Origin of the sequence: Pseudoalteromonas sp. MMG007 (assembly GCF_018100985.1) — a bacterium.
Lineage (GTDB): Bacteria > Pseudomonadota > Gammaproteobacteria > Enterobacterales > Alteromonadaceae > Pseudoalteromonas.
In genome coordinates this window covers 258835-274854 of the sequence record NZ_JAGJEI010000003.1, presented here as the reverse complement: position 1 = coordinate 274854, position 16020 = coordinate 258835, and the positions used below count along the sequence as shown (strand labels likewise).

Here is a 16020-nt window from a genome sequence, read left to right as displayed (position 1 = left end):
AAGAAAAAGAAGGATTTTATGAACGATACAAAATTAAAAAGTGTAACTTTAATTTTTTTATTATTTTTACTATTCCCAATACAAGGATGTGCAGGCATGTTTGGCTTTTTTAATAAACAAGATGTTACGCTATCACTGCAAATAAAAGGTCGGCTACTCAAAAATGGCGAGCCTCAGGTGGGTGTTAAAATTACTCGAGAGCTTATTTATGGTGGTACTTATACAGATGAAGTAACAAGCGATAGTAACGGGGATTTTTACTTTAAAAATAAAACGATTCGTAGTTCAAATCCTTCTAACATGTTTTTCAATAGCTCGTTGCTACAGAGTATTTATATTGGTAACAAACAAGATGAAGATTCAATTTTGTGGTATGCCACAATACAGTTTACCCAGGAGCAAGCACTGTTTTCTGATATATTAAATAACTTTGAATGCGAACTGAGTGAAGAAGCTATAACGTACGATATGCCTATCAAGGGTACAGGTCAGTTTTATACGGTTTATACACGTTGTAAGTTATAGCAATTAGTGCGAAGTTTGATAAAGCCACTAACTCTTATTTCTTAGTGGCTTTAAAGCAAAGACTAACGTTTTAATTGTGCTTCTTTTTGATTTAGTAAACGAATTATAGGGTTCTGCTCTAATATTTTACTTTTTAAAATATAACCAATAATTAGTCCCGCTATAAAACCACCAATATGTGCACCATAATCTATGCCATCAGGGCCTGTTACTGCACCAAAAATGTTAAACCCTAACCAAATAGCAAAAAACCATACCGCAGAAAGTTTCTTCTGATAAATTACAAACATAAAGGTAAGGCTTGCATGTCTAAACCACATTAAGTACATGCCGAATAAACCAGCTATGGCGCCACTTGCACCCACTCCGGGTATTGGTGACATAGGGCTTACGATGAAGCTGGCAAATGAGGCAAGTAATCCACACACCAAATACCACATTAAAAAGCGCTTATGGCCCAGTGCATCTTCTAGGTTATCGCCAACTACATGTAAAAAATACATGTTGCCTACCAAGTGCATAATAGAGCCGTGTAAAAACACGCACGTTAAAACACTCCACAACTCTTTTCCTTGGCTTAAGTCTGCAGGTGTCATCGCAAAATTATCAATAACGTAATCAAAAGAATTTGGATTTAGAAAATAAAGAGCAAAAATAAGGGTATTTAAAACAATAAGACTGCGAGTAACCCACGGAGTTTTTTGTGGTTTTATATTATATTCAACTGGCATTTGCGTTAAAAATTGAAATAAATAAGTTTTCCAACTTACTTTTTGATTTAGCTCATTTAAGCTGTTTTTTAATTCAGGGCTTCTTTCTACGCTTTCTAATTCGTCTCTATCAATCCATGTGCCATCACAATGTCTACAAACGTCAATTTCAGTATGATAGGCTTCTAGAAGATGAAATCGCTCTAAACTTTTACTACAATCGGGGCAATCAAGCGCTGAAATGCCTAAAGGATCACCAAAATGATTTTCAAATTTGTCGCCTTCAGGTCCTTCATTTATTTCGTTAATCATACGGTTAACTTCGTTTTTTTCAAACCATAAGCCTCCACACACTCGGCATATATCTATTTCTTCACCTTGATATTGAGTTGCTTCTAGAGGGTGATCTTTACAATGTGGGCAGCGTTTAGTTGGCATTTGCTAACTCCTTTAATGAGCCGACTGAAATATCGTTTTGTTTTAGCTCTTTTTTCAATTGCTCGGCGCTATTTTTTAACCGGGGAAGCGTAGTAGATTGTAATTGCTCTGTTATTTTTTTTAGCTCGCTTGCGGCATGTTTGGCAGAGGTTTTTCTACTAACTGCTGAGTTGATTAAAAACTCTGAGCGAGAGTAGAAACGACGTATTTGGGTCAATAGACCACTGGGCGTTTCAAGTGTTGTGGGCGAATACTGCATGGTTTGCCATATGTATTTTTCAAGTGTTGGTTTAAAGTACTCCATCTCTGATTGTGGAGGGGTGTTAGCTAATAGCTCTGCATATTCACTAACATTATCTACGTTATCGGTTACTTCATCAAATAGCGATGTGCGTAAGTAGTAGTTATCTTCCATTTTACTAAAATTATCGAACTTAAGCGCTTGCTCTAAACCACTTTGAGCCGCTAGATACACGCCAAAAATAGTAGAAATGACCATAAAAACTTGATTTAACCAAAAACCTGTACTTTTGAGCTCTTTGTTATCGACCGTTTTTAAGGCCTGTGCCAATTTTTGTGTTGTAGCTGGGTTTTTAGAGTTGTTATTGTTTGGAGCGGGGTTAGTAGGTTCCAACGCTATATCCTTATAATGGCTTCCTTTTTAGACATAATAGAGTACTTACATTATGACTAATTATCAATGCGACTTACTGATAAATGTAGCCTTAATACTAGTTTGATGTATCTAAGAGCACAGCACCACTTTGGTTTTCGCCCAAGTGGTCGTTTTTATTATAAATAGGGCACTTACTCATAGATAAGCATCCACAACCAATACATCCATCAACGCGATCGCGCAAACGCTGCATATACGCTATGCGCTCATCTAGCTGTGTTTGCCATTGCTTTGAAAGGGCTGCCCAGTCTTTTTGTGTGGGTGTCCGCTGATCTGGTAATGTGACCAGGGTGTGTTTAATTTCATCAAGCGTTATTCCCATGGCTTGTGCAGCTTTTATTACCGCTATACGGCGTAGTACGTCTTTTTTATAGCGGCGTTGATTGCCGCTATTGCGCCAACTACGTATTAGCCCTTTTGTTTCGTAAAAGTGCAGGGTTGATACTTTTACGCCGCTGCGCTTGGCGACATAACCAACCGTTAAGTTGGCCTCTGTTAGTTTTCTTTGATCTGTTTGCATTATTTTTAATTTCCGTTTGACCTCAATATAACTTGAGGTTTTAAGCTTCTTTCAACATTAAAAAAGGAGCTAACTAAATGCAACCAAAACTTGAGCGTAGCACGGTTATTATTTATTCAAGTGCACGTAAAAATGGTAATACACAGGCGCACGTTAACGGATTTGCAGAGCAAAATAATGTGCGGATAATATGCTTAGATGATTATAAAATAGCGCCATACTGCTACAGTAAAAACTATAAAAGCGATGACTTTTACGCAGTGTTTGAAGCACTTTTAACCTATGACCATTGGGTGTTTGCTTCACCCGTTTATTGGTACAGCACCACAGTACAAATGAAATTATTTATTGATAGAATAACCGATTATATGGACGATGAAGCATTAAAACCTAAGCTTCGTAGTTTACGCAGTAAGCATTTTTCGGTGCTTTCTAATGCCTCATCAAGTGAAGCCCCCGCCTGTTTTATAGAGCAATTTAAAAATACGTTTAGCTATTTAGGCATGCAGTTTATTAACCACAGCCATAAAAGTACCCAAAAGGTTGCTTAAATTGCAGCCTTTTTTGGTTGTCTCTGGTAGTTTAGTAATATGCTTAAAAAACAAAGGATAGTTTTATGAAATATTTACTATGGTTAGTGCTACTTTTTAGCCCTTTAATAAATGCAGCTGAGCAACCAATTAAAGGGTTTGGTAATTATTATGATGTACCAGAGCACGATAAAATTAATAGCTCTACGGTATTTAAAATAGCATTTGATGTTGCCGATGGCGCTGAAAAAGGCACGCAAAATAATTCAATAAATTCGCTTGCGCGCTTTATCAACATGCATGTAGCGCATGGCGTAAAGCCTGAAAACATACAACTTGCATTAGTTGTGCACGGCAGCGCAAGTGTTGATGTATTAGCTAATAGCGAATATAAAAAGCGCTTTAGTGCCGGCAATAAAAACCAAGCGTTAATTGAACAGTTACTTGCTAACAATACTAAAGTGTATGTTTGCGGGCAATCGGCTACTCACTTTAAAGTAACGCCAGCACTTTTAATTGATGGCGTAAAAATGTCGCTTTCAGCGATGACCGCTCACGCGCAACTTCAACAACTAGGCTATACGCTCAATCCATTTTAATGACTCAAATAATAAAAAATATTCTCTGCTTTGGTGACTCAAATACATGGGGCTTAAACCCTGAAACGGGTAAACGTTTTGATGAAAATACTCGATGGACATCACTGTTAAATAAAAACCTAGGGCCTGGCTTTAAGGTAATTGAGGCGGGGCAGCCAAATCGTACTTTGGTAAATAATCCGCCGTTTGACGGTGTGCTGAGCGGTGTTAGTTACTTAAAACCTTATTTAGATGCGTATGAGCTTAATTTTATAATAATTGCATTAGGTACTAACGATCTAAAAAAACGTTTTGATTTAACGCCAAGCACAATTGCAAACGGGTTAAACGACTTAATTAATGCCATAAAAATGTATTATCAATCAAAGAGTAACCCTGTGCCTCAGGTTGTTGTTATTTGCCCTGCTCAAATAAGATTAACTGGACAATATGCTCGCATTTATAACGGTGCTGATGCCAAGCTAAAATCGCTGTTTAACGAATTTAAGAAAATAGCCGATAATCATAAATACGAATGTTTAAGTTTGAGTTCGATTGAGGTATCAGCTGAGGACGGTATTCATTTTAATGCAAAAGAGCATGTAGATATCAGTCACAAAATGGCAAATATAATAGGTCGGTTAACGGGGGGGGATTAAGTCTATCCAGCTGAATTTAATGAAATTCATGTAATTCCCCACTTCAATCGCGATATTACTATCTGGCAGGTAAAAAGGGCTGTTTAGTCTGATGGGTAGTCTCTTTTTTATCTTATGAAACGGGTCAAGCGTGCAATAGTAATAATGCTAATTATTGTACAGCGGTGCATCTACCTTGGAGTACGTTTTTTCAAATAATCATTTGTTTAGAAATCACGGAAGATGAATACCTTGATACACGTATTGCCCTCGCTCAGTTTAGAACCTTGGTTGAGTCTGGTTTTTATTTGTCGTTAGATGGCTTTGGCACCGAGTACTCACATTTGAGAAATTTACAAAATTTGAGTTTTCATCAACTTAAAATCGACCGAACATTCGTTCAAGATATAGCGACTGAGGGTTTCAAAGCGTCGATGATCCCTAATATTATGGAGCTTGTACATAAATTTGATTACACCTGTGTGGCAGAGGGCATAGAAACCTTTGAACAAGGTGCTACATTAAAAACATCAGGTGCGCATTAACGGACAAGGTGGATGTATGGAAAGCCAGTGACGGCCACTAAATCTAAAACGTTTTTATCTAAACAAAGTTTTTAGATCTTAAATACTACATTAAACGTAAAGTTATGATATTCATAAAATTAGGGCTAGATATGTTCAAATTAATAATAAGTGTGTTTGCATTTTTGCTGTTGAGTGCGTGTTCTGCTCAATACCCAAATCAGCAGGTAAAGGGTGAGCACTTTCCAAGTATTAGCGGCGAAAGCCTAGAAAAACAAAATGTCTCTATTCCTAATGATTTTAAAGCAGCTAAAACACTTTTACTCCTTGGCTACAAGCAAGATAGCCAGTTTGATATAGACCGCTGGTTAATAGGGTTAGACATGGCTGGGGTGTCGATTCCTACCTACGAGCTACCTACTATCGCCGGTATGGCACCGCGTATGTTTAGCACATTTATAGACAATGGGATGCGCAAAGGTATTCCTAAAGAGTTATGGGGTGGGGTGATCACTATTTACAAAGATGGTGACGCTGTTCAAAAATTCACAGGCAATGAAAGCCCAAACAACTCGCGTGTAGTACTTATAAATAGCAGTGGCGAAATTTTATATTTTTACGACCGTGGTTTTTCGGTAGATGCACTTAATAAGTTAAAGGAAAATATAAAGTAAGGGTAGTTTAAGAGCTTCGACATAGGTTCTATCTATATAAATATTTTTTGACTTCATTATAGACTCGCTAAACGCTAATTAACCTTGCATGTATTAAGAAATATTATAAGTACAGCCCAGTTAAACATACTGATTAGATGTATGGATATTAACGGGTTAGGATGCTATTTTATTTGTAACGTTATGTTATGTAATAGTTTAATCTAATAGTGTTAGTGAAAAACATGCAGTTTCTCATACCAAAATCGCATTGTAACTTTGGGGTGATTTCGGTAATGTAGTTTAAACATTTCAAGGATGAGATTTATGTCGCAGCAGGCTATTTTTGTAAAAACCACATTCCAATCATCTTTCCACAGTGAAAGTTACACAACCATTCTAAAAACTATACAGGCGCTTTTTGGCGACATCAAAATGGACGATACTTTGCCCAAAGCTGAACAGCGTAGCCAGTATTATTTATTTTTAATTGATGGTTCTAAAAACAATTGGCATGACCTGATACCTGCTGATTTAATATGCCTTGCCAAACAACACTGTATTGTTATTTTTAACGTAGACAAAGACAGTGTTTGTGAAAAAAACTTATTGCTAAATCATATAAATGGTGTGTTTTATAAATCAGACGAACCTGAAGATATTTTTAAAGGATTAGTAAGGGTAAGTGCCGGAGAGCTTTGGTTTACTCGTAAGGTCATTTCTCAAGCATTTAACGATATACTCGCTGTGACGACTTCATTTAGTAGCTTAAAAGATAAGGTAGAGCGTAAGCAAGATGATTACGCTCATTTAACTAAGCGTGAAAAGTCGGTTATTCACTTAATTGCACAAGGAGCGAGCAATAATATTATTGCTGATAAGCTTAATATTAGCGATCACACTGTAAAAACTCACTTGTACAGCGCGTTTAAAAAAACCAACTCTCGTAATCGAATTGAATTAGCTAACTGGGCTCAGCGTTACATATCGGTTTTACTACCGTTGGTTAAATAATTTAGTATTCCTGAGGTGCCCTTAAGCCCGGCTTTGCTGGGCTTTTTGTGTTTTATGATAGGTGGAATAAGCTATTAGAGTGTATTTTGAATAGATAACTAGGCTTTTTTATACGGGTGGGTTTTAAGCCAGTGCTCGGCGATTTGTTCGCGCGTGGCAAACCATACCTGCTCATGCGAGCTGGCATACTCTAAAAACCGTGCGAGGGCTTTAATGCGCCCAGGGCGGCCAATTAAGCGACAATGTAAACCTATCGACATCATTTTTGGGGCGTTTTCGCCTTGTGGGTCACCTTCTTCATAAAGCGTATCGAATGCATCTTTTAAATAATTATAAAACTGATCGCCGGCGTTAAAACCTTGCACAGCTGCAAAGCGCATATCGTTTACATCAAGGGTGTAAGGTACTATTAACTGTGGTTTACCTTCTTTAATACTGTAAAAAGGTAAGTCGTCGCTGTAATCGTCAGCGTCATATAAAAACGAGCCATTTTCTACCACAAGGGCTGCTGTGTTGGGGCTTGTACGCCCGGTGTACCAGCCGGTGGGCTTTTTACCAGTAAGCGTTTGAATGATCTCAATGGCTTTTTGCATGTGCTCGCGCTCGGTTTGCTTATCTATATGTTGATAATTAATCCAGCGTAGGCCATGGCTTGCAATTTCGTGCCCTGCATCAACAAAAGCTTTAGCTACATCGGGGTGGCGCTCAAGCGCCATCGCCACGGCAAAAATGGTGACCGGTATATCGTATTTTTTAAAGAGTTTAAGTAAACGCCATACACCTGCTCGCGAGCCATATTCGTAAATAGACTCCATGCTAATATGGCGGTCTTCTACATGTGGGGCGCTGACTATTTCAGATAAAAATGTTTCGGCCGCTGCATCACCATGCAGTACACAGTTTTCGCCGCCTTCTTCGTAATTTAATACCACTTGCACAGCAATGCGGGCTTTATTGGGCCAATTTGCATGGGGCACCTGTGATCCATAACCGACTAAATCGCGCGGGTAGTGTTTAAATTGCTCGCTCATGTTATTGCTCCTTTTTAAGCGCTGTGAGCCAAGAGCCTAGCGTTTCGCGCTCTGCATCAGTCATTTTGGTCATATTTGCCAATGGCATGTCTTTGGTTATAACTGCGCGGGTATGAATAAGCGTGCTGGCTTTTTTTACATCATTAATAGAGTCGAGCTTAAAGCCAAGCGGTGCTGTTTGAAAAAGCTCAGAGGTAGGTGTTTCACTGTGGCACTGTGTACAGTGCTTGCTGATTATATCCCACGCTTGAGTGTCGGTAATGCTTGCTTGTAAAGGTGCGTTTTCGCCTGCATTTGTTGGGCTGCTAGGCCACGGAGCTATAGCCAGCATTAGGGCAAAAAAGGCGGCAATACCGCTTACAAGCACCGAAGGTTTATTAATACCTTGGTGCTTTAAGTTAAAGTAATGGCGTATCCACATGCCAATACCAAATAGCGCAATTAATATAAGCCAGCCAAAGCTGTGGCTGTAGGTATAAGGAAAGTGGTTGCTCAGCATAATAAATACCACAGGTAACGTGGCGTAGTTATTATGAATAGAGCACAGCTTTGCTTTTAAACCCGGTGCTGAATCAGGAATACGGCCAGCTTCTACTTCGCTTACCATGTAGCGTTGCCCTGGCATAATAATGTGGTACACATTGCCAACCATACAGGTACCAATAAGCGCACCTACATGAATATACACAGCGCGGTCACTAAATAGCTGGTCAACCCCGTAAGTCCAAAGGGCCAATATGCCAATAACCACAGCAATAAACGCTTTACCGTTTTCAACGAGCGGGGTTTTACACAATAACCGATAAACACCATACCCTAAGCCAATAAAGCCAAGCGACGCGCCAATAGCGGCAAATTTACTTAGCTCACTTTTACTGTTATCGATTAGGTAAACATCGGCGCCAACATAATAAAGTAGGCTAAATAATAAAATACCGGTGATCCACGTTGTGTAGGCTTCCCATTTAAACCAGTGCAGGGTATGCGGCATTTCTTCAGGGCCATTTTGATACTTAGCCACCTCGTAAAAGCCACCGCCGTGCACGGCCCATAAATCGCCTTTTATGCCTTTGTCTTGTTTCCACTGTGGCGGGGGTTGTAAGTTATTATCAAGCCACGCAAAATAAAACGACGCCCCAATCCACGCAATGCCTGCAATTACATGAAAATAACGCAGTACTAAATGAGCAAGCTCAAATAAATAGTTTTCCATTGGGTTAAGCCTCTTCTAATTGCGGTGTGTGGGTTGTTGAAAACTGCTCTTTTGCATCGCGCTTATACACGCTTTTACCCATGATGTAGGTTTGTTCTATGCAGCGGTCATCGCCTAGCATCATCATGGCAAAAAGTTGCTCATGCAGAGTTTTTGCATGGCCAATTCTGAATTTTAAAAACGAGGTGGCCGCATAGTCCATTACTATAAAGTCGGCTTCACAGCCAATAGCAAAGTTACCTATAGTGCCTTCTAAATCAAGCGCCCGTGCACCGCCTAAAGTAGCGAGATACATGCCTTTAAATGCTGAAAACTTTTGGCCTTGTAATTGCTGGATTTTGTAAGCTTCGTTACCTGTTTGTAGCATAGAAAAACTTGTGCCTGCGCCTACATCAGTACCCATACCCACGTTTATTCCGTGCTCCTCGCAGGCTTTTAAATTTAAAAGGCCCGAGCCTAAAAATAAGTTAGATGTAGGGCAGTGCGATATGGCCGCGTTGTTATCGGCAAGGCAGCAAAGCTCACGTTCAGATAAATGAATACTATGGGCAAATACCGAGCGTTTACGCACCATTTTAGCTTGCTCGTAAACGCCAAGGTAATCTTCTGCTTCTGGGAATAATCCTTTTACCCATTCGCACTCGTCTTTGTTTTCAGATAAGTGCGTATGCAGGTAGGTGTCGGGGTATTCTTCTAATAATTGAGTACATTTTTGTAGTTGCTCAGGAGTTGATGTGGGCGCAAAACGTGGCGTTACTGCATAGCTTAACCTATCAACATTGTGCCATTTTTCTATCAGTGCTTTTGATTGATCGTAACTGGTTTGCGCGCAATCTGATAAATCGTCAGGGCAGTTTCTGTCCATCATCACCTTACCGGCAATCATGCGTAAATTACGTTTTTGTGATTCGTTAAAAAATGCATCCACCGATTGCGGGTGCACAGTACCAAATACCAACGCGGTGGTGGTGCCGTTTCTAAGTAGCTCATCTAAAAAGCGGTTAGATATGTCTTTTGAATAATGCTCACAGGTAAACTTTTTTTCAGTGGGAAAGGCGTATTCGGTGAGCCAGCTTAAAAGCTGCTCGCCATACGCGCCGAGCATTTCGGTTTGCGGCAAATGTATGTGGGTGTCTATCATGCCGGGCATAACCAATTTGCCATCGTGGCGAATAATAGTGGCTGATTTATCTAAGCTTGGCAGTATGTCTTGCTCGTAACCAAGCTTAACGACTTTGCCGTTTTGAATAACCAATGCGCCTTTTTCAAAATAGCGATGGGCGTTGTCGCCCGCTACGGCAGGGTCATCAATAAAATCGAGTATGTTGGCACAAATTACGGTCATTTTATTATTGTTTTGTATGTTCATTATTAGCTACCTCTGTACGTTGAGTAGCCAAATGGGCTAAGCAATAACGGAATATGGTGATGCTTTTGATCTTGTAATCTAAAGGTAATTTGCGCCTCAGGGTAAAACGCGGGGGTAGGCTGGTTTTCATAGTAACTATCTAAATCAAATACCAACTTATAGGTGGCAAATTCAACGTCTGTATTTAGCCAGTCGGTAATACGCCCGTCGCTATTTGTTTTACCTTGAGCAATTAATTCCCACTTGTTATTAGTGTATACAAACAATTGTACAGCTACATTTTCAGCCGGTTTGCCTGTGCTGGTATCGAGTATATGGGTAGTAATAGGGCTTTTGTTCATACTTTTATTCATATCAGGGACTCCAATCTTATTTTTGTTATTTTGGCTTGTTCGCCCGCGGCTATATTAAGCTCTGTGCTGCGCGTGTTGTGTATACGCTGCTCAATAAGTTCAAGCATTTGCTCAGCACTTTTGCCGCTGGCACACACAATAAATATAAAGCCAAATTTACTGAGATATTCTTTATTAAGCGCAATCATTTCTTTTAGGGTTTGCTCGTTTGCTTTGCTCATTCCTGATTGTTCGTGCCCTGCTTTTTGCGCTGTAGCGGCATACTTTTTACTTAATGTTGATAAATCGCCTATTTGCGGGTGGCCTTCAAAGGCTGCTAAATAATCGCTTTCGCCTAAGTTATCCCATACGCTTTGTGCGCTGTTAAATAAGTGCTCTTTATTTTCAAATGGCATGGTATTTAGCATACCGCTTACCCAGTTAGGGGCGGCGCAACAGTGCTCTAAAGCTTGATGCGCTTGCGCTTCATTTAGGTTATTAATTTTTAAGCTACTCATGCATCTACTTCCTCTTGCGCGGTGCTAATTAAGGCATTTTTAAGTGCACGCCATTGCAAACCTTGGCGTTTAGGCGCATGGGCTTGCATAGCCTGATAAAGGCCAATTAACTGCCCACTAATTGATATTGCCACTTCCATTGGGAGCTTGCCCGTTACATTTTCAAGCCCGACAGGGCAGACCATTTGCTTTATTTGCTCGGTGGTAAAATCGCGATGAGCTAAGCGCTGCTTAAAGCGTTTTGCTTTGGTATCTGAGCCAATTACGCCAAGCCAATTGGCATCGGCGCGTTTAATAATGGCTTGTGTGAGTGCAAAATCGAGCTGGTGGTTATGGGTTAATATTAAGTAATTATTAGCTTTGGGCGCGCGTTTTACTTGCTCTGTTGGCTCTTCATCAACTACTTTTACTACGTTATTAGGGATTGATTGTGGGAATACATCGGCGCGGCTATCTATCCAGCGTATACGCATAGGCAGCTGTGCCAATATACCAATAAGCGCCTGTGCTACATGGCCTGCGCCGTAAATGTCGAGGGTAAAGCGCTCGCATTGCATGCACTCAAGCATCACGGTGGCAGCTCCCCCGCAGCATTGGCCTAAATTTGCGCCTAGGTTAAACTGCTCTATCACTTGGGTGGCCTCACCTTTGGCAAGTAGCTCGCGGGCTTTTTCTATTACTACGTATTCAAGGTGACCACCGCCAAGGGTGTCGTAAATATGTTCGCCACTTATTACCATTTTAGAGCCTGTGCCCCGTGGGGTTGAGCCATTGGTTCCCAGCAAAGTCGCAATAACATAGTTAGTGCCGCTTTGTTCGTGCTCGTTTATAGCTTGCGCCCAATTTTGAGTATGAAATCCCTGAAACGACTCATTTAAATTAGCCATGTTGATGCTCCTTAAACCAGCTAGCGGTTTGCTCAATTGCATTTAATACACGCTCAGGCGTAGCAGGCGTATCAAGTGGGGCGGTGTATTTGTAATCGGCCACACTGCTTATGGCATTACGAATAGCACTCCATACACTAAAGGCCAGCATAAACGGCGGCTCGCCAACCGCTTTTGATCTAAATACGGTGGTTTCTGGGTTGGCCGAATTATATAAATTGACGTTAAATTCGGCAGGTGTATCGCCAATAGCCGGAATTTTATAGTTAGCAGGGCCAAAGCTTGCAAGCTGGCCTTTATCATTCCATTGTAAGTCTTCGGTGGTAAGCCAGCCCATACCTTGCACAAAGGCACCTTCAATTTGCCCAATATCAAGTGCTGGGTTAATTGAGCTGCCCACATCGTGCAGAATATCAACACGCGTTACGGTGTTTTCACCTGTTAGCGTATCGATTTCTACTTCACTGAGTGCTACGCCGTGAGCGTAGTAAAAAAATGGCCGGCCTTCGCCTTTGGCTCTATCGTAATGAATTTTAGGCGTGGCGTAATAACCCGTTGATGAAAGCGATATACGATTCATGTAGGCAAGGTTTGCAAGTTCGCTAAAGCTAATTTCGCCTTTACTAAAGGTAATGAGATTATCTTTAAATACAATACTTTGGCTGTCTACCTCAAAGTGCTCACTTATAAAGTTTATTAAACGCTCTTTTATGGTGTTTACCGCGTTTAGCGCCGCCATGCCGTTTAGGTCGGTACCGCTTGAGGCGGCGGTTGGCGAGGTGTTTGGTACTTTGTCGGTACGGGTAGCGCTTATGCTTACTGCGTCAAAATCAACGCCAAACCCATGGGCTACAATTTGCGCTATTTTAGTGTTTAAGCCTTGGCCCATTTCGGTGCCGCCATGGTTTAAATGAATTGATCCATCACTATATACATGCACGAGCGCTCCCGCTTGGTTTAAGTGTTGTACGGTAAACGATATACCATATTTTACCGGCGTCATCGCAAGGCCCTTTTTTATAATAGGGGATGATGCGTTAAAGGCTTTAATCGCCTCTTTTCGCGCCCAGTAATCACCCGACTCCTCAAGCTGAGCAATCATATCTATTAAAATATGCTGCTCTACTGTTTGATGATACGGCGTGGTGTCGCGGCCTTTTTTGTATAAATTAAGTTTTCGGATCTCAAGCGGATCTTTACCTAACTTAGCGGCAATGTCGTCCATTATTAGCTCGCCCATGATCATGCCTTGCGGGCCACCAAATCCTCTAAAGGCGGTGTGGCTTACGGTGTTTACTTTACAGCGATTCCCTTTAATGGTGGCAGTTGGGTAGTAATAAGCGTTATCTGCATGAAACATGGCGCGGTCTACAATGGCATCAGATAAATCAGGCGAATAACCACAAAATCCATTTACGGTTACATCAGCGCCTTCAATTAGGCCATTTTCGTCAAACCCTACATGGTATTGGTTATAAAATGGGTGGCGTTTACCGGTAAGTTTAAAGTCGTCGCTGCGGGCTAGGCGCATTTTCACTGCACAGCCAAGGTAATAAACCGCAAGCGCTGCAAGGCAAGCCCACGGTGCGCCTTGGGTTTCTTTACCGCCAAAAGCACCGCCCATACGGCGGGTTTCTACGTTAACAAAGCTAAATGGCTTTTTTAAAATTTTAGCAACTAAGTGCTGCACCTCTGTAGGGTGTTGCGTAGAGCACTGAACATGAATCCCGCCGTCGTTATCGGGCTGAGCGAGTGCTATTTGTCCCTCAAGGTAAAAATGTTCTTGCCCGCCTATGTGTATTTCGCCTGTAAGCTGGTGGGCTGCATTGTTGATGGCTTGCTCGCTATTACCACGGTTAAGTGAATGGGGCGGTCTTACCCAATGCTCTTTTTTTATGGCTTCTTTAATATCGAGTATAGGTGTAGTTTGCTCGCACTCTATAACCACTAAGCGAGCAGCGCGGCGCGCAATGGCGTAGCTGTCGGCAACGACTACCAGTACCGGTTGCCCGTGGTATTGAATTTCATGGCTAGTAAGCAGTACATCACCTGGAAATACCGGGCCAATATCAAGCTTACCGGGTACATCATCAGCCGATAAAATACGTTTAACACCTGCAACTTCAAGCGCTTTACTTGTATCAATTGATTTAATAAAGCCGCTAGTAATAGGCGCAAGCACAGGGTAGGCGTGTAAGCAGCCATGAGGCTCTGGGTTATCGTCGGCGTAGTTTGCATTGCCACATACTTGTTTTATTGCACTTTCGTGGTATTTAGATTGGCCAACACTTCCGCCTTGGGCTTTTAGTTTATCCATTTCAAAGTGACGCATGTGAGATCCTCGTAATGGCAATGTTGTTATTATTTTTATTGCTGCTTGGCTGTGCACCGCAAAACTCAATACCAATACGTTGTAGCAAGTTTTTGCTTACCGTAGTGCGATAATGTGCGCTGCTACGTACGTCGCTCATGGGTGCAAAGTCATCATTTATAGCACTAGCGGAATCTATAAATGTGCTTACTTGTAGGGGTTGAGTATTAAGTTTTTGCTCTATGTGCGCTGCGCGTTTTGGTGTTGCAGCCATACCGCCCATGGCGCAGCGGGCATTGCTAATTACGCCTTGTGTTTGCTCAATAGCTAGGACTAAACACACAGTAGATATATCGTCTTCAAAGCGTTTTGAAATTTTATGGCACGCAAGCTTTAACGAGTCTGGGCGTTTTGGCACTGTAATTTTGCTAATGACTTCATCGCTTTTAATGACTGTTTTTTTGTAATCAATAAAGTAGTCGGCCACGTTTATAGTGCGAGTGCCTGCTGCGCTTAATAAATCTAGAGTGGCATTAAGTGCAATTAATAATGGGGCTGGATCGCCAATAGGAGAGGCATTCCCTATGCTGCCACCTAAGGTGCCACTGTTACGTACTTGGTTAGAGCCAAGGCGTTCAAATAGCTCCTTAGACTCTGGGTAGTAATCGTAAAAAGCATCTACAAACTGGCTGTAAGGGAGTGCCGCACCAATATGTAGCTCGCCGTTGTTATCGCTTATTGTGCACAGCTCACTGGTTTGGCTAAGCGATATTATTACATCGGGCAATAGCATATTTTGGCTAAGCTCAATGGCAAAGTCGGTGCCACCAGCAACCAAGTGTGCATGGGGGTAAAGCGCTTTTAGTTCAACAAGCTGCTTAGCATTTTGTGGCAAGTAGAATTTGCGAGGACCATTTTTTAAAAATGGAACATAGTCATCATATTGCGTATTAAGTGAGGCTTTAAACTGAGCCGCTAGGGCTGAGTAAGGCTCATTTTTGCGCTCATAGCTATAGGCTTTTTCTACCGCGAGTAAAATAGGGCTGTAGCCAGTACAACGGCACAAGTTGCCACCTAAAGCATGAATAGCGGCTTTTTTACCTGGGTAACTCGGGTTATTAATATAAAGCGCCAACATGCTCATTATTATACCTGGGGTACAAAAACCGCATTGCGAACCATGGCACTCTACTAACGCGCGCTGCACTGGGTGTAAGTCTTCAAGAGTTGGGTAAAGCCCAGCAGTTACAGCCTCTACGGTTACTATATGCTTTGCGTGTGCATTGCCTAATAAAAGCAAGCAGCTGTTCATGGTTTGATAGTGCCAAACTGCGTTACCGTTTGAATTTGTTTTTTCTTCGCCGACTAAAATTGTGCACGCGCCGCAATCGCCTGTAGCACACCCTTCTTTGGTGCCTACTTTCCCTTTTTTGGTGCGTAGCCAGTCCAAAATGGTGAGACTTGGCGAGCATTCTTCTACTTCTATTGGCGTGTCATTTAATAAAAACTGAATCACACAGACCCCCTTATTTTTTATAAAGCCCTGATATGTA

General features: G+C 41.4%; 17 protein-coding genes and 1 pseudogene. 7 read left to right on the top strand and 11 right to left on the bottom strand.

The genetic code is table 11. From position 1 onward, the window contains the following. The first annotated feature begins 18 nt into the window (after positions 1–18). Positions 19–525 carry a DUF6795 domain-containing protein gene (locus tag J8L71_RS06760; protein ID WP_247655221.1) on the top strand — a complete coding sequence of 169 codons (507 nt, stop codon included), beginning with the start codon at positions 19–21 and terminating at the stop codon, positions 523–525. 62 nt (positions 526–587) lie between these two features. Here the strand turns inward: J8L71_RS06760 and J8L71_RS06755 are convergent, their stop codons facing one another. The 3 genes from J8L71_RS06755 to soxR form a co-directional block, all read right to left on the bottom strand. Then, entirely contained in the window at positions 588–1673 is a 1086-nt protein-coding gene (locus tag J8L71_RS06755) for a rhomboid family intramembrane serine protease (RefSeq protein ID WP_210999873.1), read from the bottom strand. After that, complete coding sequence (locus J8L71_RS06750) at positions 1663–2307, bottom strand: hypothetical protein (RefSeq protein WP_210999872.1); 645 nt, start codon at positions 2305–2307, stop codon at positions 1663–1665. The genes J8L71_RS06755 and J8L71_RS06750 overlap by 11 nt, the downstream gene beginning before the upstream one ends. Before the next feature lie 97 nt (positions 2308–2404). Next, positions 2405–2869: a redox-sensitive transcriptional activator SoxR gene (soxR, locus tag J8L71_RS06745; RefSeq protein WP_210999871.1), complete on the bottom strand. Its 465-nt coding sequence runs from the start codon at positions 2867–2869 to the stop codon at positions 2405–2407. Between the two features lie 77 nt (positions 2870–2946). Between soxR and J8L71_RS06740 the strand changes: the two genes are divergently transcribed. The 6 genes and pseudogenes from J8L71_RS06740 (at position 2947) to J8L71_RS06715 (ending at position 6806) form a co-directional block, all read left to right on the top strand. Then, the gene (locus J8L71_RS06740) at positions 2947–3420 is read left to right on the top strand and encodes a flavodoxin family protein (protein WP_210999870.1); all 474 of its coding nucleotides are present in this window, start codon (positions 2947–2949) and stop codon (positions 3418–3420) included. 65 nt (positions 3421–3485) lie between these two features. Then, a complete protein-coding gene (locus J8L71_RS06735) occupies positions 3486–3998 on the top strand; it encodes a DsrE family protein (protein WP_210999869.1) in 513 nt (170 codons plus the stop codon). Beyond that, a complete protein-coding gene (locus J8L71_RS06730; RefSeq protein ID WP_247655220.1) occupies positions 3998–4636 on the top strand; it encodes an SGNH/GDSL hydrolase family protein in 639 nt (212 codons plus the stop codon). Before J8L71_RS06735 ends, J8L71_RS06730 begins: the two co-directional genes overlap by 1 nt. Before the next feature lie 191 nt (positions 4637–4827). Next, positions 4828–5235 (top strand): annotated as a pseudogene (locus tag J8L71_RS06725) (EAL domain-containing protein); the annotation flags it as partial. A 56-nt stretch (positions 5236–5291) separates the two neighbouring features. Continuing rightward, positions 5292–5813, top strand: a complete 522-nt coding sequence (locus J8L71_RS06720) for a hypothetical protein (protein WP_210999868.1) — start codon at positions 5292–5294, stop codon at positions 5811–5813. A 306-nt stretch (positions 5814–6119) separates the two neighbouring features. Further along, on the top strand, positions 6120–6806 hold the full coding sequence (locus J8L71_RS06715) for a LuxR C-terminal-related transcriptional regulator (RefSeq protein ID WP_210999867.1): 687 nt from the start codon (positions 6120–6122) through the stop codon (positions 6804–6806). A 98-nt stretch (positions 6807–6904) separates the two neighbouring features. Here J8L71_RS06715 and puuE read toward each other — a convergent pair whose 3' ends face one another. The 8 genes from puuE to xdhA are packed head-to-tail and all read right to left on the bottom strand — an operon-like array spanning position 6905 to position 15983. Further along, positions 6905–7837 carry an allantoinase PuuE gene (gene puuE, locus J8L71_RS06710; RefSeq protein ID WP_210999866.1) on the bottom strand — a complete coding sequence of 311 codons (933 nt, stop codon included), beginning with the start codon at positions 7835–7837 and terminating at the stop codon, positions 6905–6907. A gap of 1 nt (position 7838) precedes the next feature. Beyond that, positions 7839–9050 (bottom strand): urate hydroxylase PuuD, encoded by a 1212-nt coding sequence (locus tag J8L71_RS06705; RefSeq protein WP_210999865.1) that lies wholly within the window; start codon positions 9048–9050, stop codon positions 7839–7841. 4 nt (positions 9051–9054) lie between these two features. Further along, positions 9055–10419: a guanine deaminase gene (guaD, locus tag J8L71_RS06700; protein WP_210999864.1), complete on the bottom strand. Its 1365-nt coding sequence runs from the start codon at positions 10417–10419 to the stop codon at positions 9055–9057. A 2-nt stretch (positions 10420–10421) separates the two neighbouring features. Further along, a complete protein-coding gene (gene uraH, locus J8L71_RS06695) occupies positions 10422–10772 on the bottom strand; it encodes a hydroxyisourate hydrolase (RefSeq protein WP_247655219.1) in 351 nt (116 codons plus the stop codon). Continuing rightward, the gene (gene uraD, locus J8L71_RS06690) at positions 10769–11269 is read right to left on the bottom strand and encodes a 2-oxo-4-hydroxy-4-carboxy-5-ureidoimidazoline decarboxylase (protein WP_210999863.1); all 501 of its coding nucleotides are present in this window, start codon (positions 11267–11269) and stop codon (positions 10769–10771) included. Before uraD ends, uraH begins: the two co-directional genes overlap by 4 nt. Further along, positions 11266–12156: a xanthine dehydrogenase accessory protein XdhC gene (gene xdhC, locus J8L71_RS06685; protein WP_210999862.1), complete on the bottom strand. Its 891-nt coding sequence runs from the start codon at positions 12154–12156 to the stop codon at positions 11266–11268. Before xdhC ends, uraD begins: the two co-directional genes overlap by 4 nt. Continuing rightward, positions 12149–14488 carry a xanthine dehydrogenase molybdopterin binding subunit gene (gene xdhB / locus J8L71_RS06680; RefSeq protein WP_210999861.1) on the bottom strand — a complete coding sequence of 780 codons (2340 nt, stop codon included), beginning with the start codon at positions 14486–14488 and terminating at the stop codon, positions 12149–12151. The genes xdhC and xdhB overlap by 8 nt, the downstream gene beginning before the upstream one ends. After that, positions 14475–15983: a xanthine dehydrogenase small subunit gene (xdhA, locus tag J8L71_RS06675; protein WP_210999860.1), complete on the bottom strand. Its 1509-nt coding sequence runs from the start codon at positions 15981–15983 to the stop codon at positions 14475–14477. Before xdhA ends, xdhB begins: the two co-directional genes overlap by 14 nt. Between the last annotated feature and the right edge of the window lie 37 nt (positions 15984–16020).